Source organism: Methylobacterium currus (assembly GCF_003058325.1).
Taxonomy (GTDB): domain Bacteria; phylum Pseudomonadota; class Alphaproteobacteria; order Rhizobiales; family Beijerinckiaceae; genus Methylobacterium; species Methylobacterium currus.
The window spans coordinates 5430653-5456780 of the sequence record NZ_CP028843.1; the positions used below are offsets into that span (position 1 = coordinate 5430653).

23 protein-coding genes are annotated in these 26128 nt (G+C 69.2%); 8 read left to right on the forward strand and 15 right to left on the reverse strand.

The features are described from left to right. Positions 1 to 37: 37 nt before the first annotated feature. The 4 genes from DA075_RS25055 to DA075_RS25070 all read right to left on the reverse strand — a co-directional run bounded on the left by DA075_RS25055 (position 38) and on the right by DA075_RS25070 (position 4238). Positions 38 to 838, reverse strand: a complete 801-nt coding sequence (locus tag DA075_RS25055; protein WP_099955536.1) for an ABC transporter permease — start codon at positions 836 to 838, stop codon at positions 38 to 40. Further along, positions 835 to 1725, reverse strand: coding sequence for an ABC transporter permease (locus DA075_RS25060; protein WP_420813159.1), 891 nt, complete (start codon positions 1723 to 1725; stop codon positions 835 to 837). Before DA075_RS25060 ends, DA075_RS25055 begins: the two co-directional genes overlap by 4 nt. 23 nt (positions 1726 to 1748) lie before the next feature. Then, positions 1749 to 2810 (reverse strand): ABC transporter ATP-binding protein, encoded by a 1062-nt coding sequence (locus DA075_RS25065; RefSeq protein WP_099955537.1) that lies wholly within the window; start codon positions 2808 to 2810, stop codon positions 1749 to 1751. Positions 2811 to 3200: 390 nt separating this feature from the next. Further along, positions 3201 to 4238, reverse strand: coding sequence for an ABC transporter substrate-binding protein (locus DA075_RS25070; protein ID WP_099956798.1), 1038 nt, complete (start codon positions 4236 to 4238; stop codon positions 3201 to 3203). A gap of 167 nt (positions 4239 to 4405) precedes the next feature. Between DA075_RS25070 and DA075_RS25075 the strand changes: the two genes are divergently transcribed. Next, the gene (locus tag DA075_RS25075; RefSeq protein ID WP_099955538.1) at positions 4406 to 5311 is read left to right on the forward strand and encodes a LysR substrate-binding domain-containing protein; all 906 of its coding nucleotides are present in this window, start codon (positions 4406 to 4408) and stop codon (positions 5309 to 5311) included. Between the two features lie 26 nt (positions 5312 to 5337). Here the strand turns inward: DA075_RS25075 and repC are convergent, their stop codons facing one another. Continuing rightward, on the reverse strand, positions 5338 to 6483 hold the full coding sequence (gene repC / locus DA075_RS25080; RefSeq protein ID WP_338067988.1) for a plasmid replication protein RepC: 1146 nt from the start codon (positions 6481 to 6483) through the stop codon (positions 5338 to 5340). 193 nt (positions 6484 to 6676) lie between these two features. After that, positions 6677 to 6874, reverse strand: coding sequence for a hypothetical protein (locus tag DA075_RS25085; RefSeq protein WP_099955540.1), 198 nt, complete (start codon positions 6872 to 6874; stop codon positions 6677 to 6679). A 521-nt stretch (positions 6875 to 7395) separates the two neighbouring features. On the opposite strand from DA075_RS25085, the gene DA075_RS25090 reads away from it, so the two are divergent. From DA075_RS25090 to fghA, 7 genes are all read left to right on the forward strand, one after another. Next, positions 7396 to 8412: a TRAP transporter substrate-binding protein gene (locus tag DA075_RS25090; protein WP_244936329.1), complete on the forward strand. Its 1017-nt coding sequence runs from the start codon at positions 7396 to 7398 to the stop codon at positions 8410 to 8412. A gap of 107 nt (positions 8413 to 8519) precedes the next feature. Further along, positions 8520 to 9710 (forward strand): N-methyl-L-tryptophan oxidase, encoded by a 1191-nt coding sequence (gene solA, locus DA075_RS25095; protein ID WP_099955541.1) that lies wholly within the window; start codon positions 8520 to 8522, stop codon positions 9708 to 9710. Positions 9711 to 9873: 163 nt separating this feature from the next. Next, the gene (locus DA075_RS25100) at positions 9874 to 10851 is read left to right on the forward strand and encodes a GGDEF domain-containing protein (RefSeq protein WP_164712481.1); all 978 of its coding nucleotides are present in this window, start codon (positions 9874 to 9876) and stop codon (positions 10849 to 10851) included. Positions 10852 to 11100: 249 nt separating this feature from the next. Further along, complete coding sequence (gene repA, locus DA075_RS25105; protein WP_164712482.1) at positions 11101 to 12306, forward strand: plasmid partitioning protein RepA; 1206 nt, start codon at positions 11101 to 11103, stop codon at positions 12304 to 12306. 57 nt (positions 12307 to 12363) lie between these two features. Then, on the forward strand, positions 12364 to 13341 hold the full coding sequence (gene repB / locus DA075_RS25110) for a plasmid partitioning protein RepB (RefSeq protein ID WP_099955544.1): 978 nt from the start codon (positions 12364 to 12366) through the stop codon (positions 13339 to 13341). A gap of 181 nt (positions 13342 to 13522) precedes the next feature. Further along, on the forward strand, positions 13523 to 14656 hold the full coding sequence (locus tag DA075_RS25115; RefSeq protein ID WP_099955545.1) for an S-(hydroxymethyl)glutathione dehydrogenase/class III alcohol dehydrogenase: 1134 nt from the start codon (positions 13523 to 13525) through the stop codon (positions 14654 to 14656). A 152-nt stretch (positions 14657 to 14808) separates the two neighbouring features. Next, a complete protein-coding gene (gene fghA / locus DA075_RS25120) occupies positions 14809 to 15645 on the forward strand; it encodes an S-formylglutathione hydrolase (RefSeq protein ID WP_099955546.1) in 837 nt (278 codons plus the stop codon). Between the two features lie 5 nt (positions 15646 to 15650). On the opposite strand, the gene DA075_RS25125 is transcribed toward fghA, so the two are convergent. The 9 genes from DA075_RS25125 to DA075_RS25165 all read right to left on the reverse strand — a co-directional run bounded on the left by DA075_RS25125 (position 15651) and on the right by DA075_RS25165 (position 26128). Continuing rightward, the gene (locus DA075_RS25125; RefSeq protein ID WP_420813079.1) at positions 15651 to 16646 is read right to left on the reverse strand and encodes an aldo/keto reductase; all 996 of its coding nucleotides are present in this window, start codon (positions 16644 to 16646) and stop codon (positions 15651 to 15653) included. Positions 16647 to 16762: 116 nt separating this feature from the next. Then, positions 16763 to 17392: a c-type cytochrome gene (locus DA075_RS25130; RefSeq protein ID WP_232387191.1), complete on the reverse strand. Its 630-nt coding sequence runs from the start codon at positions 17390 to 17392 to the stop codon at positions 16763 to 16765. Next, positions 17389 to 18615 carry a PQQ-dependent sugar dehydrogenase gene (locus tag DA075_RS25135; protein WP_164712556.1) on the reverse strand — a complete coding sequence of 409 codons (1227 nt, stop codon included), beginning with the start codon at positions 18613 to 18615 and terminating at the stop codon, positions 17389 to 17391. Before DA075_RS25135 ends, DA075_RS25130 begins: the two co-directional genes overlap by 4 nt. Before the next feature lie 275 nt (positions 18616 to 18890). Beyond that, positions 18891 to 19706: a M55 family metallopeptidase gene (locus tag DA075_RS25140; protein WP_099955548.1), complete on the reverse strand. Its 816-nt coding sequence runs from the start codon at positions 19704 to 19706 to the stop codon at positions 18891 to 18893. Continuing rightward, positions 19703 to 20779, reverse strand: a complete 1077-nt coding sequence (locus tag DA075_RS25145; RefSeq protein WP_099955549.1) for a DmpA family aminopeptidase — start codon at positions 20777 to 20779, stop codon at positions 19703 to 19705. The genes DA075_RS25140 and DA075_RS25145 overlap by 4 nt, the downstream gene beginning before the upstream one ends. Continuing rightward, positions 20776 to 21678: a glutathione ABC transporter permease GsiD gene (gene gsiD / locus DA075_RS25150; RefSeq protein WP_099955550.1), complete on the reverse strand. Its 903-nt coding sequence runs from the start codon at positions 21676 to 21678 to the stop codon at positions 20776 to 20778. Before gsiD ends, DA075_RS25145 begins: the two co-directional genes overlap by 4 nt. A 7-nt stretch (positions 21679 to 21685) precedes the next feature. Continuing rightward, on the reverse strand, positions 21686 to 22606 hold the full coding sequence (gsiC, locus tag DA075_RS25155; protein WP_099955551.1) for a glutathione ABC transporter permease GsiC: 921 nt from the start codon (positions 22604 to 22606) through the stop codon (positions 21686 to 21688). Between the two features lie 75 nt (positions 22607 to 22681). Then, positions 22682 to 24211 (reverse strand): glutathione ABC transporter substrate-binding protein GsiB, encoded by a 1530-nt coding sequence (gene gsiB / locus DA075_RS25160; RefSeq protein ID WP_099955552.1) that lies wholly within the window; start codon positions 24209 to 24211, stop codon positions 22682 to 22684. Between the two features lie 24 nt (positions 24212 to 24235). Beyond that, complete coding sequence (locus DA075_RS25165; RefSeq protein WP_232387187.1) at positions 24236 to 26128, reverse strand: dipeptide ABC transporter ATP-binding protein; 1893 nt, start codon at positions 26126 to 26128, stop codon at positions 24236 to 24238.

A 26128-nucleotide genomic window follows, 5' to 3' on the forward strand; every position in this document is an offset into this window, starting at 1 on the left:
TGAGCTCCTGTACGCGGCTCGCGGTCAGTGACTGCCCTCAGTGGGTCCCTTTGCCCGCGAGCACGCGGTCGAGGCCGTAGAGGCGGTCGAGGATGGCGAGACACACCATGGTGACGGCGATCACGCAGGCCGAGACCGAGGTCACCAGCGGGTCGATGTTGTCCTGGATGTAGAGGAACATGCGCACCGGCAGCGTCTCGGTGCCGGGCGCGGCGAGGAAGACCGTCATGGTCAGATCGTCGAAGGACTGGATGAAGGCGAGCGCCCAGCCGCTCACCACGCCGGGCAGGATGAGCGGCAGCGTCACCCGGCGAAACAGCGTGAACCCGCCGGCCCCGAGCGAGACCGCCGCCCGCTCCACCGACGGGTCGAGCCCGGCGGCGGCGGCCAGCGTCAGCCGGAACGCGAACGGAAACACCACGACGATGTGGGCGGCGAGCAGCGCCAGGAAGGTGCCGCCGAGGTTCAGCGCCGTGAAGAAGCGCAGGAAGGCGACGCCCAGCACCACGTGCGGGATCATCAGCGGCGACAGGAACAGGGCCTGGAGCGCGCTCCGGCCCGGCACCTTGTAGCGGGTGAGCGCGAGCGCCGCCGGCACCGCGAAGAGCAGGGCGATGAGCGACGACAGCGCGCCGAGCCCGAGGCTGACCCAGAAGGCGTGGACGAATTCAGGGTAATCCGCGATCGCCCTGAACCAGCGCAGCGAGAATCCGTTCGTCGGCAGCGACAGGAAGCCCTCCGGCGTGAAGGCGACGAGGCAGACGACGACGATCGGCGCCAGCATGAAGGTCACGAACAGGCCGTGGAAGGCGAGCGCGAGGGGGCCGTTGCGGCTCACTGGGACACCTCCGCGTAAGCCCGCTCGACCAGCGCGTTGGCGCCGACGACGATCAGGATGAGGCCGACGAGCAGCAGCACCGCCACCGCGGCGCCGAGCGGCCAGTTCAGCGTGTTGAGGAACTCGTCGTAGGCGAGCGTCGCCGCGACCTTGAGCCGGCGCCCGCCGATGATCGCCGGGGTCGCGAAGGCGCTCGCCGAGAGCGAGAACACGATGATCGCGCCCGACAGCACGCCCGGCATGATCTGCGGCAGGACGATGCGGCGGATGATGGTGACGGGACCCGCCCCCAGCGACATCGCCGCATGCTCGACCTGCGGGTCGAGGCGCTGCAGCGCGGCCCAGACCGACAGCACCATGAACGGCATCATCACGTGGACCAGCGCGATGACGACGCCGGTCTCGGTGAACAGGAACGGCAGCGGCGAGGCGATCAGCCCGAGCGACATCAGGAGCTTGTTGGCGAGCCCGTTCGAGCCCCCGAACAGCAGCGCCCAGCCGAGGGTCCGCGCCACCACCGAGATGAGGAGCGGCCCGAGGATCAGGAGCAGGAAGATTCCACGCCAGCGCCCGCTCATCCGGTTGAGGATGTAGGCTTCCGGCGCGCCGAGCAGAGCCGTGGCCAGGGTCGTGATCAGCGCGATGCGGAGCGTGCGCCCGAACATCTCGGCGTAGTACGGGTCGGTGGCGATCTCCTGCCAGTTCTTCAGGATCAGGACCGGCTCGATGCCCTTGTACTGACCCCAGTCGTGGAACGAGAGCAGCACCGTCATCGCCAGCGGCACCAGGACGATGCCGGCGAACAGCATCACGGCCGGCAGGATCAGCCAGAGCGGCACGCGGCTGGCTCGGGGCTCCGGGGCCGCTTCCGGCGTCGCGGCCGGCAAAGTGGTCGTGGTCGCGGCGGCGTTCACGCGGCGGCTCCGGCGCGCAGGCTCATGTCCTCAGGCTTCCAGGCGAGGCGCACCGCCTCGCCCTCTCCGGGCAAGCCTAGGCCGTCATTCGGGCGCACCACGATGGCCGGGCCGCACTCGGTCTCGCATTGGAAGAGCCAGTGGTTGCCCTGGAAGATGCGGGCGGAAACCCGGCCCGGCAGGCCGGATTCGGCGAATCCGATCCGCTCGGGCCGCACGCTGATCGTCACCGGGCCGCGCAGGCCTGCGGGCGCCGGCGCGCTCCAGCCGCCGGCGACGATCCGGGCCGGGCTGGCCCCCTCGATCCGGGCGGCGAAGTCGTTGGTCTTGCCGAGGAACTGGGCGACGAAGGCGGAGGCGGGCCGCTCGTAGGTGTCCTGCGGCGTGCCGATCTGCTCGATGCGGCCCTTGCTCATCACGACGATCCGGTCGGAGAGCGACAGCGCCTCGGTCTGGTCGTGGGTGACGAGAATCGTGGTGGTGCCGAGGTTGCGCTGGATCTGGCGCAGCTCGATCTGCATCTCCTCGCGCAGCTTGGCATCGAGATTCGACAGCGGCTCGTCGAGGAGCAGCACGCTCGGCCGGATCACGAGGGCGCGGGCGAGCGCGACGCGCTGCTGCTGGCCGCCGGACATCCGGCGCGGATGGCGGTCCTCGTAGCCGGCGAGCCCCACCATCGCCAGCGCCGCGCGGACCCGCTCGGTGCGCTCGGCCTTGCTGACGCGCTGCATCTCCAGGCCGAACGCGACGTTCTCGGCCGCTGTCATGTGCGGAAACAGGGCGTAGCTCTGGAAGACGATGCCGAGGCCGCGCTTCGCGGGGTGGACCTGCGTCAGGTCGCGGCCCTCCAGGCGGATCGTCCCCCGGGAGGGCTGGAGGAAGCCGGCGATCATCTGCAGCGTCGTGGTCTTGCCGCAGCCCGAGGGGCCGAGGAACGAGATGAACTCGCCGGGCGCGACCGCGAGGTTGAAATCCTCGACCGCGACATGGGTGCCGAAGGCCTTGGCGACGTGCTCGAGCTCGAGCAAAGGCGCGGCGGAGCGGGAGGGTGTCGTCATAGGCAGGATCCGGGGCTGTCCGGGGAAGGAAGAGGCGCGGATTTCACCTCTTCCCGCGGGCGGGGAGAGGGCTGTTCCGCCGTTCAGGGGAACAGCAAGCTCACGCAGCGAATCGGAGGTTCGCCGCGAGGGTGAGGGGGTGGTGCCGGAGGAGTCTCATTCGTCGAGCCCCCCTCACCCTCGCTCCGGCTAAGTGTCTCTCACAAAACTCCCGGTCCCTTTCGTCGCTCGCCGTGGCGGCGCCGGTGCAGCGGGAGTCTCGTGAGGTGCGCTAAGCCTCCGCTTGCTTCACCCCCGACGAGGGTGGTGAAGCCCTCTCTCCGCGAGCGGGGAGCGGAGGAAACCCGCGCCTTTCACGGCGAAGCTTGATTCTTTCAGGATCCGGCAGACTTAGCGCTCGACCTCCCGGTTCCACCTTTTCGTCCATTCCTCGCGCTTCTCGTTCACCACGGTCCAGTCCGGCGTGTACAAAGCGGCGGCGCGGGGGCCGACGGGGGCCATCTTGATGATCTCCGGCGGCACCTCGATCGATTTCAGCACCGGGCCGTAGCCGTATTCCTTCAGCATCGTCAGCTGCACCTTGGGGTCGAGCAGCGCCTTGATGAAGGCGTTGGCGAGCGGCGACCCCTTCGGCTTGGCGATCGGGCAGGCGGCGGTGAGGAGCGCGACCGCGCCCTCCTTCGGATAGACGAAATCGACCGGGAAGCCGGTATTGGCCAGCCCCTGCACCCGGCCGGTGCCCCACACCGCGATCACCGCCTGGCCGGACTGGAATAGTTCGGTCATCTTGCCGGGCGACGGCTCGTAGGCGAGCACGTTCGGGTTGATCTCGGACTTGAAGATCTTGAACGCGGAATCGACGTTCTTCTCGCTGCCGCCGTTCATCTTCGCCAGCATCACCAGGACGTTGAGCCCGTAGGTGTTGTTGATCGGCGGGATGACGAGCTTTTGGCGGTATTTCGGGTCCTTGAGGTCGTTCCAGGATGTCGGCGGCGCCCAGCCCTTCTCCGCAAACACCTTGGTGTTGTACATGAGCCCGGTGGCGACGAGGCCGGTCGCCACCGCCTTGTCGTCGGTGAACCGGGCGAGGTCGTAAAGGTCGCCGGTCGGCACGCCCTCGACCTTATCGCAGAATCCGAGCTGGATCGCCTGGTACATCGGGCCGTCATCGACGATGGCGACGTCGATCTGCTGGTTGCCCTTCTGTGCCTGGAGCTTGGCAAGCGTGTCGGTGGAGTTGCCGGCGACGTACTCGACCTTGACGTTGTTGGCCTTCTCGAAGGCCGGGATCACCTCGGTGCGGATCGTCTTCTCGAACGAGCCGCCATAGCCGGCGACGTAGAGCGTCGTCTGCTGCGCCGTCGCGGGAGCGAGGGAGGTGGCCAGGGCCGTGAGGCCGAGGGCGGTCAGGAGGCCGAGCTTCTTCACCAAGGACCTGTCTCCTCTCGCGGACGCGATGCGGCGTTGCACAAGAATGTGCCATGGCGCCGCGATAGGCAAAAAGGTGCCGGGCCGGCCGACGATCGTCCAATGCGAAATGGCGCGCCATTCATGTCGAAATGTTATGGTTCGACGCGGATGCAACGGGAGGCCGGATGGCACGGATCAACCTGCGGCAGGTCGAGGCCTTCCGCGCCACGATGCTCACCGGCAGCGTCACCGAGGCCGCCGCCCTGATGGGAGTGACGCAACCGGCGGTGAGCCGGCTCCTGCGCGATCTCCAGGCGCTCCTCAACATGCCGCTGTTCGAGAAGCGCGGCACCGGCCTGGTGCCGAATGCCGCCGCGACCGCGCTCTACACCGAGGTCGAGCGCTCCTTCGTCGGGCTCGAGCGGATCGGGGCGGCGGCGGAGGAGATTCGCGCCCGGCGCACCGGATTCCTGCGGGTCGCGGCCCTGCCGGCGCTCGCCAACGGCTACCTGCCGCGGCTGACCGGACACTTCCTCAAGGATCGGCCGAACCTGAACCTGTCGCTGTTCGGCGTGATCTCGCCCCTGGTGGTCGACTGGGTGACGAACAACCAGTGCGATGTCGGGTTCGCCGAAGTGCCGATCGCCCATGAGGGCGTACCGAGCCAGCGCCTGCCGGCGGTGGCCCGGGTCGCGGTGCTGCCGGAGGGCCACCGGTTGGCCGAGAAGCCCGAGCTGGGACCGCGCGACTTCGAGGGCGAGACCTTCGTGTCGCTCACTGCCGGTTCGACCGGGCGCCATCTCGTCGACCAGGCCTTCCACCGCGACGGCGTGCGGCGGATCCTGCGCATCGAGACCGCCCTGTCGGAGATCATCTGCGGGCTGGTCTCGTCGGGAATCGGGGTGTCGATCTCCGATCCGTTCACGGCGCGGGAATTCGAGGGCCGCGGCGTGGTGGTGCGGCCCTTCCTGCCTCGGATCGAGTTCGAGTTCGCGGCGGTGTTTCCGCCCCAGCGCAGCCCGTCGCCGGTCGCCCTCGACCTCGTCGCGGCGGTGCGCGACTCGCTCCTGGCGCCGCCCTTCTCCGGTTGACGACAGGTGCGCCGTCCGATCCTCCGTCACGACAACCGTCGCCGGCGCATCGCCAGGAGTTCGGTCCCGGTCTGGTACCTCCCCTCCCCTGCCAGGCGGACGAGGCGCCGGAAGTAGCCGCCCGGATTGCGAATCCGGTTCTGGCCCGTTCGGACGTCGTCATCGTGAGCTTGCGCCACGATCAGCACCAGCACCGCCGCCTCGTAGGGCCCGAGAACCGCGCAGGCCTCGGCCCAGGCGCTCGGATGGGCGCCGATCGACGCTCTCACCCGCCGTCCGGCATCGAGGATCTCGTGCTCCTCGCGGATGTCGCCGCTCACCAGATCGCGCACCACCGGGCAGGCCTCGACGACCAGCGCCGGTGTCGGAGCCATCTCCGGTTGCTCGATCCGGCGAGGCGTCTCGGCGATCCCCGACGAGTCCTTGCTCCAAGCCTCGGTAGGAGATCCTTTCTCTGTTTCTACGTGCGGGCATGTGTTGCCGTCACAGCCGGCTGCGTAGAAGCGATCCTCCACCATCCGGCGCAGCTCGCTCCAGGCGTCGAGCACGAGGTCGGGATCGCCGGCGCCGCGCCGCTCGGGCGTGCTCGCCTCGAGCGCGCCTTGCGCCGCGACGAGATCGGCGACGGTCGTGTCGGGATGACGTGTGGTGAGGGCCTGCAACGCCTCCGCCACGGCGCGCCGGTGCATCGTCACGAGATCGAAGGCACGCCGGCGCCGCTCCCGCGCCTCGGCCCGGGCCTGGATCGCGAGCGCCCAGTCGCCCCTTCGGGCGTAGAGCGGCGTCAGGTCGAACCCGAAGGCGTCGAGGATCGTCCCGTCGCGGGAGCGGATCGCGTAGCGCTTGCCGTTGGCGGAATCCTTCGGCGTGATGATCTCCAGGCCGACGAGATCGCGCAAGGCATAGCGCACCGCGCGCTCAGACAGTCCGGTGCGCGAGACCAGGTACTCGTTCGACGGCCACACGATCAGGCGCGACCAATCCTGCTCGCCCCAGGCGGCGACGAGTTCGGACAGGACCAGCCGGAGGGCCGGACGCAGTCCGAGCGCCTTCGCGGCTTCCCGGGCGGAGGCGGACAATTCCTTGCGCGTGACCGTGCGCCCGTCCTCGAGGGCGCGTCGCTGTCCGGCGAGGGCGGCGCGCGTCAGCGGCCGGCCCCCGGTCTGAACCATCTCCACTCCACACCTCCTTGGACGGAGGCAAAGCGGGACCGTTCGCCCGAGAGGGCGTCATTGACGAGAAGGTCGGGAACCGCTAGAAGGAGGGTGTCAATCCGGTCTTCCAGCGGCGGCTTCCCCAGCCCCCGTTATGAGATCCCAAAAAGCGCCGAGGTCCCCACCTCGGCGCTTTTTTGCTTTGCTGCGTCTACATGCTCTGTCCCACGAATACCTGCTCGAGCGCGTGGATGATCGCGAGGCGCCGGTTCGGGAACTTGCCCTCACGCACCGCCGCGTCGATCGCCTGCTGCACCTGTGCCGGCACCCAGACATTCGTCTCCGTCTCCCCGGAGGCCTTGCGGGCCTCGCGGAGCTTCTTGACGCGCTGAGACGGGGTATCGGCCATCGCTTCGGCTCCACGACTCGTAACGTTACGAGTCGTGTCACGACTCGGGCCGGCCCTGCAATGCGGAGTCGAGATTCGGCGGTGGATGTTAAATTCGATTCACAGACGAATCGGGCGCCGGACCGCGCTCGCCGCCGATTCGGGGTGATCTGGCCGTGTCGCGCGGCTGCACCGGGCGATTCGTGAAGAGTTCCGTGCGGGATTCGAGAGAATCGGTGGCAATAGCTTCGAATCGGTGGGTTCGTCTTGCGGGCCTTGGGTTTCACCGGGGTCAAGAGGGGTTGATGACGGCTCCGGCATACCGGCCGGCCCCCTGCCTGCCGGCTGCGGCATTTCGCGGGCTGAATGCCATTCAACGATGAAAATTCCACGCGTGCTCATCGGCAGTGGGCCGGCGCGCTGCCGCGGCGTTGTGCGAGGCACGGACGTAACTCTCGACACACCTGTCGGAGCTGCCCGCACCGGGATATTGTCCCATCCAGGCCGGGGCGACACCGGCATGGCCGAGGGAATGGGACAGGATGCCGACGCGCAGGACGATCGTGCGGGGTGCAGGACTTGGCCTGCTGCTGAGTCCCCTCCCCTTCCGACGGGTGCAGGCGGGAGCCGATGCGCTGCGGCTGAGCATGGGCTCGCCGATGCCGCAAGCCCATCCGGCCACCACCTGCCTGGTCGAGGCGCTCGACGCGATCCGGGCCGAGAGCGACGGCCGGATCGACATCACGCTCTATCCCGACAGCCAGCTCGGCAACGAGCTGAGCATGCAGTCGCAGCTGCGCTCCGGCGCGATCGCCTTCACCCTCACCTCGGCGAGTTCGCTCCAGACCCTGGCGCCGCTGGCCGGCATCCCGGGCGTGGCCTACGCCTTCTCGGGCTACGTGCCGCTCTGGGCCGCCCTCGACAGCGGGCCGCTGAGCGAGCGCATCCGCGACTCCCTCGCCAAGTTCGGACTCAAGGCGTTCCGGCTCGTCGATAACGGGTTTCGCGATGTGATCACCAGCGTGCGGCCGATCGCGACGGTCTCCGATCTCCAGGGCCTCAAGATCCGGGTGCCGCCGAGCCCGCTCCTGACCTCCTTGTTCCGGGCGCTCGGCGCCTCGCCCACCACCATCAACCTCGCGGAGACCTACGCCGCGTTGCAGACGCGGGTGGCCGACGGGATGGAGAACTCGCTGCCGCAGATCGAGGCGACGCGGGTCTACGAAGTTCAAAAGTACCTCTCGCGCACCGGCCACAGCTGGGACGGGCTGTGGATCCTCGCCCATGGCCGGACCTGGGACGGCCTGCCGGCCGATGCGCGTGCCCTGATCGCGCGCCATTTCGACGCCGCGGTCGAGCGCCAGCGCCAGGCCTTCGTCCAGATGAACACGCAGGGCGAGGCGCGGCTGCGCGCCAAGGGGCTCGTCGTCAACACCCCGGACCGCGCGCCCTTCCGGGCGGCCCTGGAACGCGCGGGCTATTATGCCGAGTGGAAGGGCCGGTTCGGCGCGGAAGCCTGGACGGCGCTGGAGCGCCATACCGGCCCGCTCGGGGCGTGACCGGACCGAGCCCTGCCCTGTCGCGTCCCCTGCCCTGCCGATGAGATGCTTGCCGGGCGGTTCTCCGCTCGGGCAGCCTCACCGTGAAGCGAACGAGCGGGGCCGTGATGGGTGAGCGGGCGGATTTTGTGGTGATCGGCCTCGGGGCCATGGGCAGCGCGGCTCTCTACCAGCTGGCCAAGAGGGGTGCGTCGGTGATCGGGCTCGACCGGTTCGCACCGCCGCATACGATGGGATCGAGCCACGGCGAGACGCGCATCACCCGGCAGGCGATCGGCGAGGGGCGCGATTACGTGCCGCTCGTCCTCGAATCGCACCGGATCTGGCGCGAGCTGGAGGCCGAGACCGGCGAGAGCCTGCTCAACGCCTGCGGCGCGCTGGTGATGGCGCCCGGAACCGGCGTGAACTCGCATCACGGCAAGCCGAATTTCGTGCAGAACTCGATCGACGCCGCCCGCGCGTTCGGCATCCCGCACGAGGTGCTGGACGGACGGGAGGTCTGCCACCGCTTCCCGCAATTCCTCGGCCTCGACGGCAGCGAGATCGCCTATTACGAGCCCGGTGGCGGCCTTGTCCGCCCAGAACGCTGCATCGCCGCGCAACTCGCCCGCGCGACCGCGCTCGGCGCCACGATCCGCACCGGAACCGAAATCCTGTCGATCGCCGAGGACGGTGACGGCGTGCGCGTCGAGACCGCGTCCGGCGTGGTCCGAGCCGGGGAGGTCGTCGTCTCGGCCGGTGCCTGGACGGCGCCGCTCCTCGGCGTGCCCTTCGACCGCCTGCTCGCCGTGAAGCGCCAGCTCCTGCACTGGTACGCGCTCGACGATGCCAGCGCCTACGGCCCCGACGCGCCGGTCTATATCTGGATGCACGGCACCGGCGATGCCGATTACTTCTACGGCTTCCCGCCGCAGGCCGGCGAGGCCAGCGTCAAGGTCGCGACCGAGCAATACGCGGCCAGCACGACCGCCGACACGGCCGACCGCGTGGTCCGGCCGGAGGAATCGGCCGAGATGTACCGTCGCCACGTCGCCGGGCGCCTCGCCGGCGCGACGCCGCTTGTCGCTCAGGCCGCCGCCTGCCTCTATACCGTCACGCCCGACCGGGGCTTCATCATCGACCGGCATCCGGCCCAGGGGCGGGTCCTGGTGGTGTCGGCCTGCTCCGGACACGGCTTCAAGCATTCGGCCGGCATCGGCCTCGTCGCGGCCGAGCTTCTGACCGAGGGGCGCAGCCGGATCGACACCCGGCCCTTCGCGCTCGGCCGATTCGCCTCCGCCGATCACGGGCTCGGCTGATCGCCGTGGAACCGAGGGCCGGCCCCCGCTCCACAAAGACCTAACGACTGAAGCTTTCATCAAGGTCGCAATGCGATATCAAGTCGAGCCGCCCAGGCTCGACCGACCGCACGACCACGCCGCTTCGATGATGCAGACTACGCCGCCGGGTGGCGATCTCGCGATGCAACTGTTCGACCTCGCACCCACGTCGCTGTGGCTGCAGGACCTCAGTGCCTTGAAGACCCGCCTGGACGGGTGGGCGAGCGAGGGCATGACCGATCTACGCCTCTGGCTGAGCGACCCCGAGCATCTCCTGACCTGCCAGAGGCTGATCCGGATCGTCCGGATCAACCGCCAGACGCTTCTGACCTACGAGGCGCGGGACGAGGCCGAGCTGTTCGCGCATATCCCCACCCTCTTCCACGATCCTCACGCCACCGCGCTGGTCGAGGTTCTGTGCCAGCTCTGGAGCGGCGCGACCCAGGCGCGGCTCGTCACCCGCAACCGGACCGTCGCCGGCCGGGTGATCGACGTGAGCTATGCCGGCCAGATGCTGCCGGGATCCGAGGCAGCCTGGGACCGCTACCTGATCTCGATCGAGGACATCACCGCGCGCGAGGAGCAGCGCCGCCAGGAGGAGGCCCGCCTCGAGACCTTGAGCCTCACCGACCCGCTGACCGGCCTCCGCAACCGCGCGGGCTACGAGGCGGATCTCGGCCGGTTCGAAGGCGTCTCCCCCGTGCCGGTCTCGGTGATCGTGGCCGACCTCAACGGACTCAAGGAGGCCAACGACCTCCTGGGCCACGAAGCGGGCGACGCCCTGATCCGCGCCTTCGCGGCCATCCTGGAGCAGCAGGCTCCGGCGCCGGCCCGCGTCGCCCGGATCGGCGGCGACGAGTTCGTGCTCCTGCTTCCCGTGACGGAACGTGATGAGGCCGCGGCCCTGGTGCGGCGGATCGTGGCGGCGCTCGAAGCGGGACCCTCCCCGCTCAGCGCCGCCCTCGGCGTCGAGACCTGGACCGGCGAAGGACCGCTCAAGGCAGCGATCGCCCGGGCGGACGCGCAGATGTACGCGGCCAAGCGCCGCCATTACGACACCGCACCCGACGCCCCCTGGAACCCCGCCGACGCCCCAGGCCGCCTGCCGCGCGCTCATTGACCCGGGCGTCGGGTTTGACAGCCGTGCAGATCGGGCAAAACCCTTGATATTATCGAGCCTTGGCGTGGATCGCCACGACCCTGGCCGCAGACCGGCCGGTCGGATCGGCGGTAGTGAATCCTGCCGGGTTCGCCGTTAACGGTTTGTCAACCTTAAAAAGCTTGGCCGCAAAGCGGGAATCGCGCATAATAACGCTTGTAACGGGGATCGGCCCGGAAAAGCGTTACTCGGGGCGCAGTGCGGATGGATATGTCGGTGCCAGCAGAGGGAATGGAGGCGGTCAGCTTCCACGAGACCATTCTCCGTCAGGGCGGCCTCATCTCCGACAAGTTGAGCATGCTCCGCATGGAGCATCATCCGCCGAACGCCACCAAGGCCTTGAGGCCGTTCTCGCTGGCGGAGGTCGCGTATTTCCTCGGCGTCACGCCTTCCAACATCAAGAAGCTCCATCTCGAGGGCAAAGGGCCGGTCCCGGCCACCTCCACCTCCGGCCGGCGCTCCTATTCCGCCGAGCAGATGCTGGAGCTTCGCACCTACCTCGACCGGCACGGGCGCTCCGACCTCAAGCAATACGTGCCGCATCGCCGCGCCGGCGAGCGGATGCAGATCATCTCGACGGTGAACTTCAAGGGCGGCAGCGGCAAGACCACGACGGCGGCGCATCTCGCCCAGTTCCTGGCGCTGACCGGGCACCGGGTGCTCGCCATCGATCTCGACCCGCAGGCCTCGCTCTCGGCCCTGCACGGCATCCAGCCGGAACTCGACAAGGCGCCGTCGATCTACGAGGCCCTGCGCTACGACGACATGAAGCGGCCGCTCTCCGAGATCATCCGGCCGACCAATTTCCCGGGCCTCGACATCGTGCCGGCGAGCCTGGACCTGCAGGAATACGAGTACGACACGCCGCTCGCCGCCTCGAACCGCAACCCGGAGGGGCGCACCTTCTTCACCCGCATCACCAATGCGCTCAAGGAGGTCGACGACCGCTACGACGTGGTGGTGATCGACTGCCCGCCGCAGCTCGGCTACCTGACCCTGACGGCGCTCACCGCCTCGACCTCGGTCCTCGTCACCATCCATCCGCAGATGCTCGACGTGATGTCGATGAGCCAGTTCCTGCTGATGCTGGGCGGCATCCTGAAATCGATCGCCGAGGCCGGGGCGGCGGTGAACCTGCAATGGTTCCGCTACCTCGTCACCCGCTACGAGCCGACCGACGGACCGCAGGCCCAGATGGTCGGCTTCATGCAGGTGCTGTTCCCCAAGAACATGCTGCGGACCCAGATGCTGAAATCGACCGCGATCTCGGATGCGGGCATCACCAACCAGTCGCTCTACGAGGTCGAGCGCGGGCAGATGATCCGCTCGACCTACGACCGCGCCATCGAATCGGTGAACGCCGTCAACGAGGAGATCGCCGGGCTGATCCACCAGGCCTGGGGGCGGCGGGTTTGACAGCCGTGCAGAACGCCGGATTCCCGCGTGACCGCAACAGGATAGGAGCCATGCGCGATGCGTAAGAACCTCCTCGCCAACATTCTCGATGCGCCGGTCTCCGAGCCGAGCACCGACGTCGCGCGGCGCGGCGCCGCCCGGTCGATGACGCGCTCGATCGAGGAGATGGCGGAGAACACGAGGCGGATGTCGCACGGCGAGGCGATCGTCGGCCTCGATCCCGGCCTCGTCGATGCGTCCTTCGTCTCCGACCGGATCGACGAGGACGACGAGGATTACGCGCGCCTGCGCGACGCGATCGCCGAGCACGGCCAGTCGACCCCGATCCTGGTGCGGCCGCATCCGGAACGGGACGGGCGGTTCATGATCGTCTACGGCCACCGCCGGGTGCGGGTGGCGCGCGAGCTCGGGCGCGAGGTCCGGGCGGTCGTCAAGACGATCGAGGACATCGCCCACATCGTCGCCCAGGGCCAGGAGAACGCCGCGCGCGCCAACCTGTCCTTCATCGAGAAGGCGTTGTTCGCCCGCAAGCTCTCCGGCATGGGGCAGAGCAAGGCGACGATCAAGGCGGCCCTGACGGTGGACGACACGCTGCTGTCACGGATGCTGTCGGTGGCCGAGACGGTGCCGGGTCCGGTGATCGACGCGCTCGGCGCGGCCCGGGGCGTCGGCCGCGACCGCTGGGAGGAGCTGAAGAAGCTGGTGGCTTTCCCCGCCAAGGCGGAGCTCGCCCGCGAGGTGGTGCAATCGGCCGACTTCCTGGCGAAGGACGGGCCGGAGCGCTTCGGCCACCTCCTGGCAGCGATCAAGGCCGGGCGCAGGCCGCAGGTTCGCCGGAACCTCGAGCCACAGGCCGTCACCTGGGCGGCGCCCGACCGATCCGTCGAGGCGACCTGCCGGCGATCGGGGAAGAGCTTCAGCCTGTCCCTGACCGCGAAGGACGCCGGCGCCTTCGGCGAGTACATCGCGTCTCATCTGGAGGAGCTCTACGGCGCATTCCAGGAGGCGAGGATCCGCGACCGGCCGGGAAAGTGACGTGCGGCATGGCCCGTTGCGGACGCGCCTTGCGACCCTGGACTAAAGTCTGCTCTCTCGTGCCGTTGCGACCTTCACCAATTCGAAGCACAGATCGGGCCATTCAGCGAGCGGTCCGAGCCGCGGCCCCGCCATGCGGGGCGCCACGCTCTCACGCGAAAACGATCCGGTTGGAGACGATATGAAGACGCGCGCGGCCGTTGCCTGGGAAGCCAAGAAGCCCCTCACCATCGAGACCATCGACCTCGAAGGGCCGAAGCCCGGCGAGGTCCTGGTCGAGGTGATGGCGACCGGCATCTGCCACACCGACGCCTACACGCTGTCGGGCCTCGATTCCGAGGGCAAGTTCCCGGCGATCCTGGGCCACGAGGGCGCCGGCATCGTGCGCGAGGTCGGGGCCGGCGTGACGACGCTGAAACCCGGCGACCACGTCATCCCGCTCTACACGCCGGAATGCCGCAATTGTAAGTCCTGCCTGTCGCGGCGGACGAACCTCTGCACGGCGATCCGCGCGACGCAGGGGCAGGGCGTGATGCCGGACGGCACCAGCCGCTTCCGCTGCGACTCGACCGGTGCGAGCCCGGGCGCGAACACCGTGTACCACTACATGGGCTGCTCGACCTTCTCCAACTTCACGGTGCTGCCCGAGATCGCGCTCGCGAAGGTCCGCGAGGACGCCCCCTTCGACAAGATCTGCTACATCGGCTGCGGCGTCACCACCGGCATCGGCGCGGTGATCTACACCGCCAAGGTGTGGCCGGGCGCCAACGTGGTGGTGTTCGGTCTCGGCGGCATCGGCCTCAACGTGCTCCAGGGCGCCCGCATGGTCGGCGCCGACAAGATCATCGGCGTCGACATCAACCCCGACAAGCGGGCCATGGCCGAGAAGTTCGGCATGACCCATTTCATCAACCCGAACGAGGTCGGCAGCGACAAGGTCGTGCAGGCGATCCTCGACGTGACCGGCGGCGGCGCCGACTTCTCGTTCGACTGCACCGGCAACGTCAACGTGATGCGCCAGGCGCTCGAATGCTGCCACCGCGGCTGGGGCGAGTCGATCATCATCGGCGTGGCCGAGGCCGGGCGCGAGATCTCGACCCGTCCGTTCCAGCTCGTCACCGGCCGGGTCTGGAAGGGCTCGGCCTTCGGCGGCGCCCGCGGCCGGACCGACGTGCCGAAGATCGTCGACTGGTACATGGAGGGGAAGATCAACATCGACGACCTGATCACCCACACCATGCCGCTCGAGGACATCAACCACGGCTTCGACCTGATGCACGAGGGCAAGTCGATCCGCTCGGTGGTGGTGTACTAAGTGCACCTCACAAAACTCCCGCTGCGCCGACGCCACTACGGTGAGCGACGATGGCGACCGGGATTTTGTGAGAGACACTGAACGTCCATGAGCCCGGCGGCGTCTGATGGTGCCGCCGGGTACGGCGAGAGGCGAGGGGAGATCACGGCGTCATGGAAACAGTCTCGAAGGCCCGTTCGCATGGCGGCATCCAGGGCGTGTACCGGCACGAGGCCGAGACCACGCGCTGTCCGATGACCTTCGCGGTCTACCTGCCGCCGCAGGCCGAGACGGAAAAGGTGCCGGTGCTCTGGTACCTGTCCGGCCTGACCTGCACCCATGCCAACGTGATGGACAAGGGCGAGTACCGCCGCGCCGCCGCCCGGCACGGCATCGCCATCGTCGCCCCCGATACCAGCCCGCGCGGGCCGGAGGTGCCGGACGAGCCCGACAACTGGCAGTTCGGCTGCGGCGCCGGCTTCTACGTCGACGCCACGCAGGCGCCGTACGACCGCAACTATCGCATGTGGTCCTACGTCACCGAGGAGCTGCCGGCCCTCGTCGCCCGCGAATTCCCGGTCGACATGGAACGCCAGGGCATCTTCGGCCACTCGATGGGCGGCCACGGTGCGCTCACCATCGCGCTGCGCCACCCCGACCGCTTCCGCTCGTGCAGCGCCTTCGCGCCGATCGTCCAGCCCTCGACCGCCGGCTGGTCGAAGCCCGCCCTCGCCAAATACCTCGGCGAGGACGAGGCTGCGTGGCGGCGCCACGACGCCACCGCTCTGATCGAGGACGGCCACCGCTTCCCCGAATTCCTCGTCGATCAGGGCACGGCCGATTCCTTCCTCGATGACGGCCTTCGTCCCTGGCTCCTCGAGGAGGCGTGCCAGAAGGCTGGTATCGGGCTCACGCTGACCATGCGTGAGGGCTACGACCATTCCTACTTCTTCATCTCGACCTTCATGGACGACCACATCGCCTGGGCGGCGGAGCGGATGCGCAAATAACCCGCTCAGGTCCCTACGCTATACACCGCCCCCATGGCACCGGCCGGGTAGCGCGTCCCCGACGCGGCACCCGCCGGCACGGCGGCGGCGATGCGGGCGACGTCCTCGGGCGAGAGCACGATCCGAAGGCTCCCGAGATTCTCCTCGACCCGGTCGAAGCGGCGCGTGCCGGGGATCGCCACCACGTCGTCGCCCTGCGCGAGCACCCAGGCGAGTGCCAGTTGCGAGGGCGTGCAGCCCTTCTCGCGGGCGATCTCCTCGACCCGTGCCACCAGGGCCCGGTTGGCGGTAAAGTTCTCCGCCTGGAAGCGGGGATGCGCCGCGCGCCTTCCGTCGACCTGGGAGAGATCCTGGATCGCCCCGGTGAGGAAGCCGCGCCCGAGCGGGCTGTAGGCGACGAAGCCGATGCCGAGTTCGCGGGTGGTCGCCCGGGTCGCCTCAGCCTCCTGGCGGTAGAGCAGCGAGTACTCGGTCTGCACCGCCGCGATCGGATGCACGGCGTGGGCCCGGCGGATCGTGTCGGGCGAGGCCTCGCTGAGGCCGAGGAAGCGCACCTTGCCCTGTGCGATGAGGCGCGCCATCGCGCCGACCGTGTCCTCGATCGGCACGGCCGGATCGACCCGGTGCTGGTAGTAGAGGTCGATCACCTCGACGCCGAGCCGCTTCAGCGACGCCTCGCAGGCCTGCTGCACATAGGCCGGCGTGCCGTTCACCCCGTTGGGCCCGCCCGGGTTCTGGACCTGGCCGAACTTGGTGGCCAGCACCACCCGGTCGCGCAAACCTTTCAGCGCGCGGCCGACCACCTCCTCGTTCTGGCCCCAGCCGTACATGTCCGCGCTGTCGAAGAAATCGATGCCGGCCTCGACCGACCGGCGGATCAGGTCGATCGAGGCGGCCTCGTCCGCCTCGCCGTAGACGCCCGAGAGCGACATGCAACCGAGGCCGAGCGTCGAGACGAGGGGGCCGGCGCTGCCGAGGCGGCGATGAGGCAAAGCGGTCATCTCTCGCGTCTCCCGTACCCGTGTCGGGCTCTAACTAGGTTGCGGGACAGTCCGGGCCCCGCGATGGCCGGAGCGCGCATTGCCGCATGCTCTGGTGAAAGCCCGCGGGACGGGCGTCAGGGCAGCACCGCGAGGTAATGCGCCAGCGCCTTGATGTCGGCATCCGACAGCGAGCCCGCGACCTCGGTCATCGCCGCGCCGCCCGAGCTTGGGCGGGTATTGGCGCGGTAATCGCCGAGCGCCTTGGCGAGATAGGCCTCGGGCAGCCTTGCGACGCGAGGGGCCGCCTGGATGCCCAGATAGGTATCGCCGTGGCAGGCGGCGCAGCGGTGCTGGAGCGCCGCCGTCTCGCCGGCCTTGGTGAGGTCGCCTTGCGTGTCGGCTGGCGGCTTGGTGTCCGGGACGGGCAGGGAGGCGAAGTACTTGCCGAGCGCCCGGATGTCGTTGTCCGACAGGCCTTCCGCCACGCCCTGCATGATCTCGTTCTTGCGCCGGCCGGCCCGGAAGAACACCAACTGCAACTGGATGTAGTTGCTGGAATGGCCGGCGATCGGCGGGGCGCCCTCCGCCAGCGCTTCGCCGTGGCAGGCGAGGCAGGCCTGCGCCACCTCCGGCGCCTCGGCGGCTTGGGCGAATGTGGTTTGAGCCGAGGCGCCGGCGAGGAGGGTGAGGAGGCTGAGCGCGGCGCGGGCCGGCCCGGAGATCCTCCGGGCCGGCTGGCGGGCGCGGGTGTTCGCGCCGCTCACTTGGTGTAGGCGATGCGATAGATCGCACCGGCCCAGTCGTCGGCGACGAGGAGCGCGCCGTCCGGTGCGACCAGGATGTCGGCCGGCCGGCCGGTATAGTCGCGGTCGCCCTTGAGCCAGCCGGAGGCGAAGGTCTCCATCTTGGCGTTCTTGCCGTCCGGATCGACGATCACCCGCTCGATGCGACCACCCTGGTACTTGTGGCGGTTCCAGGAGCCGTGCTCGGCAATGAAGATGTTGTTCTTGTACTCGGCCGGAAAGGACGAGCCGGTATAGAACTTCATGCCGAGCGGCGCCACGTGCGCGCCGAGCTTCGCCACCGGCGGGGTGAACTCGGCGCAGGTGCGCCCTTGCGCGAATTTCGGATCCGGCATGTCGCCCTGGTGGCAATACGGATAGCCGAAATGCTCGACCACCTTCGAGATCATGTTGAGCTTGTCGCTCGGGATGTCGTCGCTCATCCAGTCGCGGGCGTTCTCGGTGAACCAGTACCGGCCGGTGCGCGGGTCGATGTCGCCGCCGACGCTGTTGCGCACGCCGAGCGCCACGATCTCCGCGGCGCCGGTCTTCAGGTCGACGCGGCGCACCTGCGACACGCTGCTCGGCGGGTTGCCGATGTTGAAGGGCGGGCCGAACGGCACGTAGACCCAGCCGTCCTTGTCGAAGGTCAGGTATTTCCAGCCATGGGCGACATAGGACGGCATGTCGTCATAGACGACGACCGGCTCCGGCGGCTTGTCGAGGTTGGCCTCGATGTTGTCGTAGCGGAAGATCTTGTCGATCGCCACGACGTAGAGCGCGCCGTCGCGGAAGGCGAGGCCGGTGGGCATGTTGAGGCCCTTGAGGATCGTCTTGACGACCTTCTTGCCGCCCTGGTCGACGATGGCATAGACGTTGGTCGCGCCGAACGAGCCGACGAACAGCGTGCCCTTGTCACCGAAGGCCATCTGCCGCGCCTCGGGCACGCCGCTGGCATAGACGCTGATCGTGAAGCCCGGCGGCAGCTTCACCCCCTTCAGGTTCTCCGCCAGCTCCTCGTCCGAGGCCGGCAGGGCCGGGTTCGCGGGCGGCGCCAGGCCTTTCTGCGCCGAGGTCTCGTCGCCGAGGAACCAGTCCGGCGGCGGGTTCTTCCAGAACGCCTTGCCGCTCGAATCGTACTGCTTGAGGCCTTGCGCACCGGCGGTCCCGGTGAGAAGCCCGGCCGCCACGAGGGCGGCGGCCATGCCACGGGCGCCACGCGCGATCCGCGGGCGCAATCCCTTGCTCGCCGTCATCCTGCTTCCTCCCCTGAGGTCGTCTTCGCCCTTGTGGGCTGTTCGTCTCGTGGCCGACCCGCGTGGCGCTCGCCCGTCGGGCGTCGGTCCGCACAACGTCGAGTTGGACATGACCCTCTGTCAAGCGCAAGGCCACGATCGCGTGAGGGGAAGACGGTTCGCAGGGCCCGCTTGCCGGCCAGAAAGGTGAAACGCTGTCGCGCTTGCGGACGGATGAACGGCCCTCAGCGCAACAGGCTCGACATCGCCGACAGGCCGTTGATCATCCGCACCGCATCCGCGACGCTGCCGGCCTCGAAATGGAAGGCGCTGCCGTCGAGGCGGTGCAGGCTCGGCCACTGGCAGAACAGGTCGGCGAGGGCGGGTGTCTGGGCGCGCACCGTCACGGTGAGCGGCGCCGGAATCCGGAAGGGCGGCGGGAGCGGCCGGCCGAGGGCGGCTGCGACGCCCGCCTGGATCGCCGCGCAGGACGCCTCGGGCGCGAGGCTGATGCCGCCGTGGCAGCCGGTCGCCCGCTTGGTCTCGACGAAGAGCGTGTCGGGGAAGAGCGCCCGGTTCTCGGCGATGAACACGTCGTCGCCGCTCGCCATCGCGACCGGCACGCCGAACTCGCCGGCGAGCGCGCCGTAGATTCCGGCCTCGCCGAGTTCCTGCCCGTTGATCGCGATCGACGCGAAGGCGAAGCCGTTGATCGTGTGGGCGAGGATGCCCCGGCCGTGGGCGCGGGAGTGGTAGCCGACGAGGCAGACCGCGGCGACCCCGAGATCCACCCCCGCCATCATCCCGAGGGGACGCGGCTTGCCCTGGATCGCTCGAGCGCGGGGATCGAGGAGGTCCGCCGGCATGTTGCGAAAATCGCCGTGCGAATCGTTGATCCAGACCTCGTCCGCCCCGGCCGCGAAGGCGCCGGCGATGGCCGAGTTGGCCTCCTGCACCATCCAGAGCCGCGCCCGCTCGTAATCGGGCGCCCCCCGGCGGGTCTGGTCGGGGTGCACGATGCCGGCGACGCCCTCGATGTCGGTGGAGATCAGGACCTTCATGGCGATCCTCGGGAGGGGAGGGCGGCCGGGTCGGACAGGATCCCGGGCAGCACCTCGGTGAGGGCCTGGCGGGTGTGGCCGTTGCGCCCGGTCACCGTCTCGGCGCGCCAGAGCGCGTGGAGGATCGCCTGCTCGATCCCGTCGGCGACCGCCTCGAACAGCGGGTCGAGATGGCTCTCGTGCAGCATCGCGATCGCCGGCATCGGGGCGCCCGGATCCTGCGGCAGGGTGTAGGCGGTCGAGAAGGCCAGCGCGATGTCGCCGCTGCCATGGCCGAAGACCGAGCCGGTGCGGGCGAGGCCCGCTCCCGCCCGGAGCGCGAGGCGCCGGAGCTGGCGCGCGTCGAGGGGCGCGTCGGTGGCGGCGATCAGGATGATCGAGCCCTTCTCCGGTTTCGCGACCGCCGGCGCGGCCTCCAGCCGCTCGGCGAGGATGGGCCCGATCGCCCGGCCGCCGACGCGCAGCTGCGACGGCCGGCCGAAATTCGCCAGCACCAGCGTGCCGACCGTGACGGCGCGCCCGCCCGCCTCGACCTGCCGCGAGGCTGTGCCGATGCCGCCCTTCACGCCGAAGCACGACATGCCGCGCCCGGCGCCGACCGCGCCCTCGGCCACCGCCACGTCGGCGGAATCGTGGGCCTGACGGTAATGCGCCTCGGCCACGACCATCCGGGCCATGTCGTTGAGGTGGCCGTCGTTGCACTCGAAGACGAGCGGGTTCACGGTCGGCAACTCGCGGCCGATGCCGGGATTCACCGCCAAAGCCGCCCGGATCTGGGCGGCGGCCACCGCCGGCACCCCGAAGGTGTTGGTGAGCGCGACCGGCGTCTCGAGCACGCCGAGTTCGTCGAGCTGCATCAGGCCGATCGACTTGCCGAAGCCGTTCAGCACCGCGGCGGCTGCCGGCACGCGGTCATGGTAGAGGTCGCCCGCATGGGGACGGATCACCGTCACGCCGGTCTGGATCGCGCCCTCGGCCAGGGTGCAGTGGCCGACGGTGACGCCGGGCACGTCGGTGATCGCGTCGCGCGGGCCGCTCGGCAGCAGGCCGACGCGCGGAAGGGTGTCGTTCATGCGCGGTCGAGCTTGGGGTCGAGGGCGTCGCGCAAGCCGTCGCCGAGGAGGTTGAAGGCGAGCACGGTCAGGAAGATCGCGAGGCTCGGGAAGATCGCCACATGGGGCGAGGAGACCATGTCGGCCCGGGCGTCGTTCAGCATCGCGCCCCATTCGGGCGTCGGCGGCTGCGCACCCATGCCGAGGAAGGACAGGCTCGCCGCGGTGATGATCGAGGTGCCGAGCCGCATCGTGAAATAGACGACGATCGACGAGACCGTGCCCGGCAGGATGTGGCGCAGGAGGATCGTGCGGTCGGAGGCGCCGATGCTGCGGGCGGCCTCGACATAGGTGGCGTGCTTGAGCACGAGGGTGTTGCCGCGCACCAGCCGCGCGAAGGCCGGCACGCTGAAGACCGACACCGCCACCACGACGTTGACGAGGCTGCTGCCGAGGATCGCGACGACGCCGAGGGCGAGCAGGATGCCCGGAAAGGCGAACAGCACGTCGGACAGGCGCATCACGATGCGGTCCCACCAGCCCTCGTAATAGCCGGCGAGCAGCCCCAGCACCGTGCCGACGAGCCCGCCGATGGCGACGGACAGGAAGCCGGTGGCGAGCGAGATCCGCCCGCCGAGCAGGATGCGGCTCAGGATGTCGCGCCCCAAGGGATCGACGCCGAGCCAGTGGGCGAAGGACGGACCCTCGTTGATCCGGTCGTAATCGAAGAAATTCTCGGCGTCGTAGGGGGCGATCCAGGGGGCGAGGATGGCGAGCGCCACCAGCACCACCACGAAGGCCAGCGCCAGGACGGCGACGGGCTGGCGGCGGAACTTGCGCCAGAACTCAGACCAGGGGGTGCGGATGGCGCCGGACGTGGCGGCGACGGCTTGGGTGGCGGTGAGAGCGGTATCGGTCACGGCCGGCTCACTTGTAGCGGATGGTCGGGTTGATCAGCCCGTAGAGCAGGTCGACGACGAGGTTGATCAGGATGAATTCCAGCGAGAACATCAGCACCAGGGCCTGGATCACCGGATAGTCGCGCTGATTGACGGAATCGACGAGGAGGCGGCCGACGCCCGGCCAGTTGAACACCGCCTCGACCACGATCGAGCCGCCGAGCAGGAAGCCGAATTGCAGGCCCATCATGGTGACGACGGGGATCAGCGCGTTGCGCAGGCAGTGCTTGGCGATGACGACCCGTTCCCTCAAGCCCTTGGCCCGGGCGGTGCGAACGAAGTCCTCGCCCAGAACCTCCACGAACGAAGCGCGGGTGAAGCGCGCCATCACGGCGGCCACCGCCGCCCCGAGGGTCAGCGAGGGCAGGACGTAGTGCTTCCACGAGCCGGCGCCGACGGTCGGCAGCCAGCCCAGGCCGACGGAGAAGATCTGCATCAGGAGCATTCCGAGGGCGAAGGCCGGGAACGAGATGCCCGAGACCGCGAGCGTCATCCCGAGCCGGTCCGGCCACTCGTTGCGGTAGACCGCCGAGACGATCCCGATGACGAGCCCGAAGGCGACCGCCCAGGCCATGCTGGTCAGCGTCAGCAGCAGCGTCGGCATGAAGCGCTCGCCGATCTCGGCCGAGACCGGGCGGCGGGTGCGGATCGAGACGCCGACATCGCCCCGCGCCATGTTGAGGAAATAGCGGCCGAACTGCTCCGGCAGCGAGCGGTCGAGGCCGAGCTCGGCGCGCACCAGCTCCACCGTCTGCTGGTCGGCATCCTGTCCGGCGGCCAGCCGCGCGGGGTCGCCCGGCAGCATATGCACGAACAGGAAGACCAGCACCGCGACGATCGCGAGCGTCGGCAGGAGGCCGAGGAGCCGTTTGAGGAAGAAGGTCAGCATGGCGCCGGAACGGGGAGGGAGGGGGAGGGGGCTGCGCAGCGGCCGTGGGCGCCGCTGCGCAGCCCCCGAACGTCCTTACGGTGCGACCGCGACCTGGCGGCTGTCGATGTTGCCGTCCGGCATGACCACCACGCCCGACAGGCGGGACGAGGTGGCATAGAGGTTCTGCTCGACGACGAGGGGCGCCCAGGGCGCGTCCTTCATGATCTGCTCCTGCGCCTTGGCGTAGAGGCCGGCCTTCTCGGCGTCGCTCGTCGAGACCAGGGCCTTGGCGATCAGGGCGTCGACTTCCTGGTTGCTGTAATAGGCGGTGTTGTTGAGCTTCGGCGGCCAAGCCTCCGTCGACAGCAGCGGCCGCAGGGCCCAATCGGCCTCGCCGGTCGAGGACGACCAGCCGGCGTAGTAGAGGCGGACGCGCGCGGTCTTCGGGTCGGGGGCGGTCTGCACCCACTCGACGCGCTGGCCGGGCTCGAGGGCCTGGGTCTGCACCTTGATGCCGACCTGGGCGAGCTGCTGCTGCACGAACTGGATCGCCTTCTGCGCCGTGCTGGTGGTGTAGGCGCTCCACAGGGTGGTCTCGAAGCCGTTGCCGTAGCCGGCCTCCTTCAGGAGCTGGCGTGCCTTGGCCGGGTCGTAGGGCCAGGCCTGCATCGGGTGGGCGTACAGAACGCCGGCCGGCACGATGCCCTTGGCCGGACTGGCGTAGCCGCTGAACGCCACCTTGGCCAAGGCCTCCTTGTTGATGGCGTAGTTGATCGCCTGGCGCACGCGCGGATCGTCGAACGGCTTTTGCAGCATGTTCATGCTGATGTAGCGCTCGATGATCGAATCCTGCGCGATGACCTTCAGCTTCTTGTTGTCACCGAGGGCCTTGGCCTGCTCGTAGGGGAGCGGGAAGGCGAAATCGGCCTCGCCGGTCTGGAGCATCGCCGCGCGGGTGCCGTTCTCCGTCACCGGCTTCCAGGTGATGCTGTCGACCTTCGGCAGGCCGGCCTGCCAGTAGCCGGCGAACTTCGCGCCCTTGACCGAATCGGTCTGCTTCCACTCGACGAAGGTGAAGGGACCGGTTCCGACCGGATGGAAGGCGATGTCCTTGCCCCATTTCTGCAGCGCGGCCGGCGAGATCATCGCCGCGGAGGCGTGGGCGAGCGAGTTGATGAAGGGGCCGAAGGGTTCCTTCAGGGTGATGCGCACCGAGACCGGCGAGACGACCTCGATCGTCTTGATCCGGTTGAACTGGTTGTAGCGCGCCAGGCGATTCTCGGGGTTCAGCACCCGCTCCAGGTTCGCCTTCACGGCATTGCCGTCGAACGGCGTCCCGTCGTGGAATTTCACGCCCTCGCGCAGCTTGAAGGTGTAGGTGAGCCCGTCGGGCGAGACCTCGTAGCTCTCGGCCAGCACGTTCTGGACCTTCAGGTCCTTGTCGAACTCGAACAGGCCTTCGTAGAACGACTTGGTGACCGCGGTCGTGAGCGTGGTGTTGGTGTTGTAGGGGTCGAGCGTCTCGGGCTGGTTGCCGAGGACGAGAATGGGGTCGCCGGCGGCGAGCGCGGGGCCGAGAAGGCCGCAGAGCAGGCCGGTGGCGAGAAGCGAACGCAGGATCATGGGCTTCCTTCCTTATGGGATCTGTCAGGCCGCGAGGCCGCCGACGGCGTGGCGGGCGGCCCAGTGGCCGGGGCCGACCTCGACGAGGGGCGCCACCTCCGGCTCGTCGCCGAGCGCCCGGACCGGGCTCGGGATCTCGCCGGTGAGGAGACCGCGCGGCGTCGCGTGGCGCCGGGCCGGATCGGCCACCGGCACAGCGGCCATCAGCTTCTTCGTGTAGGGGTGCTGCGGATTCTCGAAGATCGCCCGGCGCGGCCCGATCTCGACGATCTGGCCGAGGAACATCACGGCGACCCGGTGGCTCACCCGCTCCACCACCGCCATGTCGTGCGAGATGAACAGGTAGGAGAGACCCAGCTCGCGCTGCAGGTCGAGCATCAGGTTGACGATCTGGGCCTGGATCGAGACGTCGAGGGCCGAGACCGCCTCGTCGGCGACGATCACCTTCGGGTTCAGCGCCAGCGCCCGCGCGATGGCGATGCGCTGGCGCTGGCCGCCGGAGAATTCATGCGGGTAGCGCGACCCTTGCGCCGGCGACAGGCCGACCCGCTCCAGGAGCCAGCCCACCCGCGCCTCGGCCTGGCGCCGGGGCGTGCCGTGCACCAGGAGCGGCTCCATGATCGAGAAGCCGACGGTCAGGCGCGGATCGAGGGAGGCGTACGGGTCCTGGAAGATGAACTGGATGTTTTTTCTTAGTGCCTGGAGCTTGCTCGGGGCGAGGTCGCGGATGTTCTCGCCCGCGAACTCGATCAGGCCGCTCTGGCTCTCGACGAGGCGCAGGAGCGAGCGGCCGGTCGTCGACTTGCCGCAGCCCGATTCGCCGACGAGGGCCAGGGTCTCGCCGGAGGCGAGATCGAAGCTGATCCGCTCGACCGCGTGGACCCGCCGCCGCACACGGTTGAGCAGGCCGCCGCGGATGTCGAACCGGGTGACGAGGTCGCGCACCCGCAGGATCGGGGGGCCGGGGCGCCGGGTGTCCTGTGACGGATCCTGCGGCGCTTCCTCTGCGGGTGTCGCCGTCGGCGCCTCGGGCCGCAGCAGGTCGAACTTGCGCGGCAGGTCGGTGCCCGCCATGGCGCCGAGGCGCGGCACGGCGGCGAGCAGCGCCCGCGTATAGGCGTGGCGCGGCGCGGCGAAGAGGGGCGCCGCCGCGCCCTCCTCGACCTTGTCGCCGCGGAACATCACCAGCACCCGGTCGGCGATCTCGGCCACCACGCCCATGTCGTGGGTGATGAAGACGACGCCCATCCTCATCTCGGCCTGCAGGCTGCGGATCAGCTCGAGGATCTGGGCCTGGATGGTGACGTCGAGCGCGGTCGTCGGCTCATCGGCGATGAGGAGCTGCGGCCGGCAGGCGAGCGCCATCGCGATCATCACCCGCTGGCGCATGCCCCCGGAGAGCTGGTGGGGGAAGCGCGTCAGGACGTTGCGGGCCTCCGGGATGCGCACGAGGTCGAGCATCCGCAGGGCTTCCGCGCGGGCCGCCGCGTGCCCCTTGCCCTGGTGCACCCGGATCGATTCCGCGATCTGCTCGCCGGCGGTGAAGACCGGGTTCAGCGAGGTCATCGGCTCCTGGAAGATCATCGCGATCTCGGCGCCGCGCATGTCCCGCATCTCGGCATTCGAGGCGGTGGCGAGGTCGAGGATCGCGCCGGAGCGGCGGCGGAACAGCAGGCGCCCGGCGGCGAGCTTGCCGCCGCCATGCTCGACGAGGCGCATCAGCGCCAGCGAGGTGACGGACTTGCCCGAGCCCGATTCGCCGACGATCGCCAGGGTCTCCCCGGCCTCGACGTGGAAGGACAGGTGGCGCACCGCCTCGACACTCCGCTCGGAGGTGGTGAAGCGCACGCTCAGATCGGAGACCGACAGGATGCGCCGGTCGGGCAGGATCAGCGACGCGGGAGGGGAGGGGGGCAC

Bases quoted from the DNA above. Each gene is read 5' to 3' on its own strand.
- gsiC (WP_099955551.1), bottom strand. From the start codon at position 22,606: ATGCTGACCTTCTTCCTCAAACGGCTCCTCGGCCTCCTGCCGACGCTC.
- repA (WP_164712482.1), top strand. From the start codon at position 11,101: ATGTCGGTGCCAGCAGAGGGAATGGAGGCGGTCAGCTTCCACGAGACC.
- DA075_RS25090 (WP_244936329.1), top strand. From the start codon at position 7,396: ATGCCGACGCGCAGGACGATCGTGCGGGGTGCAGGACTTGGCCTGCTG.
- DA075_RS25085 (WP_099955540.1), bottom strand. From the start codon at position 6,874: ATGGCCGATACCCCGTCTCAGCGCGTCAAGAAGCTCCGCGAGGCCCGC.
- DA075_RS25115 (WP_099955545.1), top strand. From the start codon at position 13,523: ATGAAGACGCGCGCGGCCGTTGCCTGGGAAGCCAAGAAGCCCCTCACC.
- DA075_RS25100 (WP_164712481.1), top strand. From the start codon at position 9,874: ATGCAACTGTTCGACCTCGCACCCACGTCGCTGTGGCTGCAGGACCTC.
- DA075_RS25135 (WP_164712556.1), bottom strand. From the start codon at position 18,615: ATGGCCGCCGCCCTCGTGGCGGCCGGGCTTCTCACCGGGACCGCCGGT.
- repC (WP_338067988.1), bottom strand. From the start codon at position 6,483: ATGGTTCAGACCGGGGGCCGGCCGCTGACGCGCGCCGCCCTCGCCGGA.
- DA075_RS25140 (WP_099955548.1), bottom strand. From the start codon at position 19,706: ATGAAGGTCCTGATCTCCACCGACATCGAGGGCGTCGCCGGCATCGTG.
- DA075_RS25145 (WP_099955549.1), bottom strand. From the start codon at position 20,779: ATGAACGACACCCTTCCGCGCGTCGGCCTGCTGCCGAGCGGCCCGCGC.
- fghA (WP_099955546.1), top strand. From the start codon at position 14,809: ATGGAAACAGTCTCGAAGGCCCGTTCGCATGGCGGCATCCAGGGCGTG.
- DA075_RS25065 (WP_099955537.1), bottom strand. From the start codon at position 2,810: ATGACGACACCCTCCCGCTCCGCCGCGCCTTTGCTCGAGCTCGAGCAC.
- DA075_RS25075 (WP_099955538.1), top strand. From the start codon at position 4,406: ATGGCACGGATCAACCTGCGGCAGGTCGAGGCCTTCCGCGCCACGATG.
- gsiB (WP_099955552.1), bottom strand. From the start codon at position 24,211: ATGATCCTGCGTTCGCTTCTCGCCACCGGCCTGCTCTGCGGCCTTCTC.
- repB (WP_099955544.1), top strand. From the start codon at position 12,364: ATGCGTAAGAACCTCCTCGCCAACATTCTCGATGCGCCGGTCTCCGAG.
- solA (WP_099955541.1), top strand. From the start codon at position 8,520: ATGGGTGAGCGGGCGGATTTTGTGGTGATCGGCCTCGGGGCCATGGGC.
- DA075_RS25125 (WP_420813079.1), bottom strand. From the start codon at position 16,646: ATGACCGCTTTGCCTCATCGCCGCCTCGGCAGCGCCGGCCCCCTCGTC.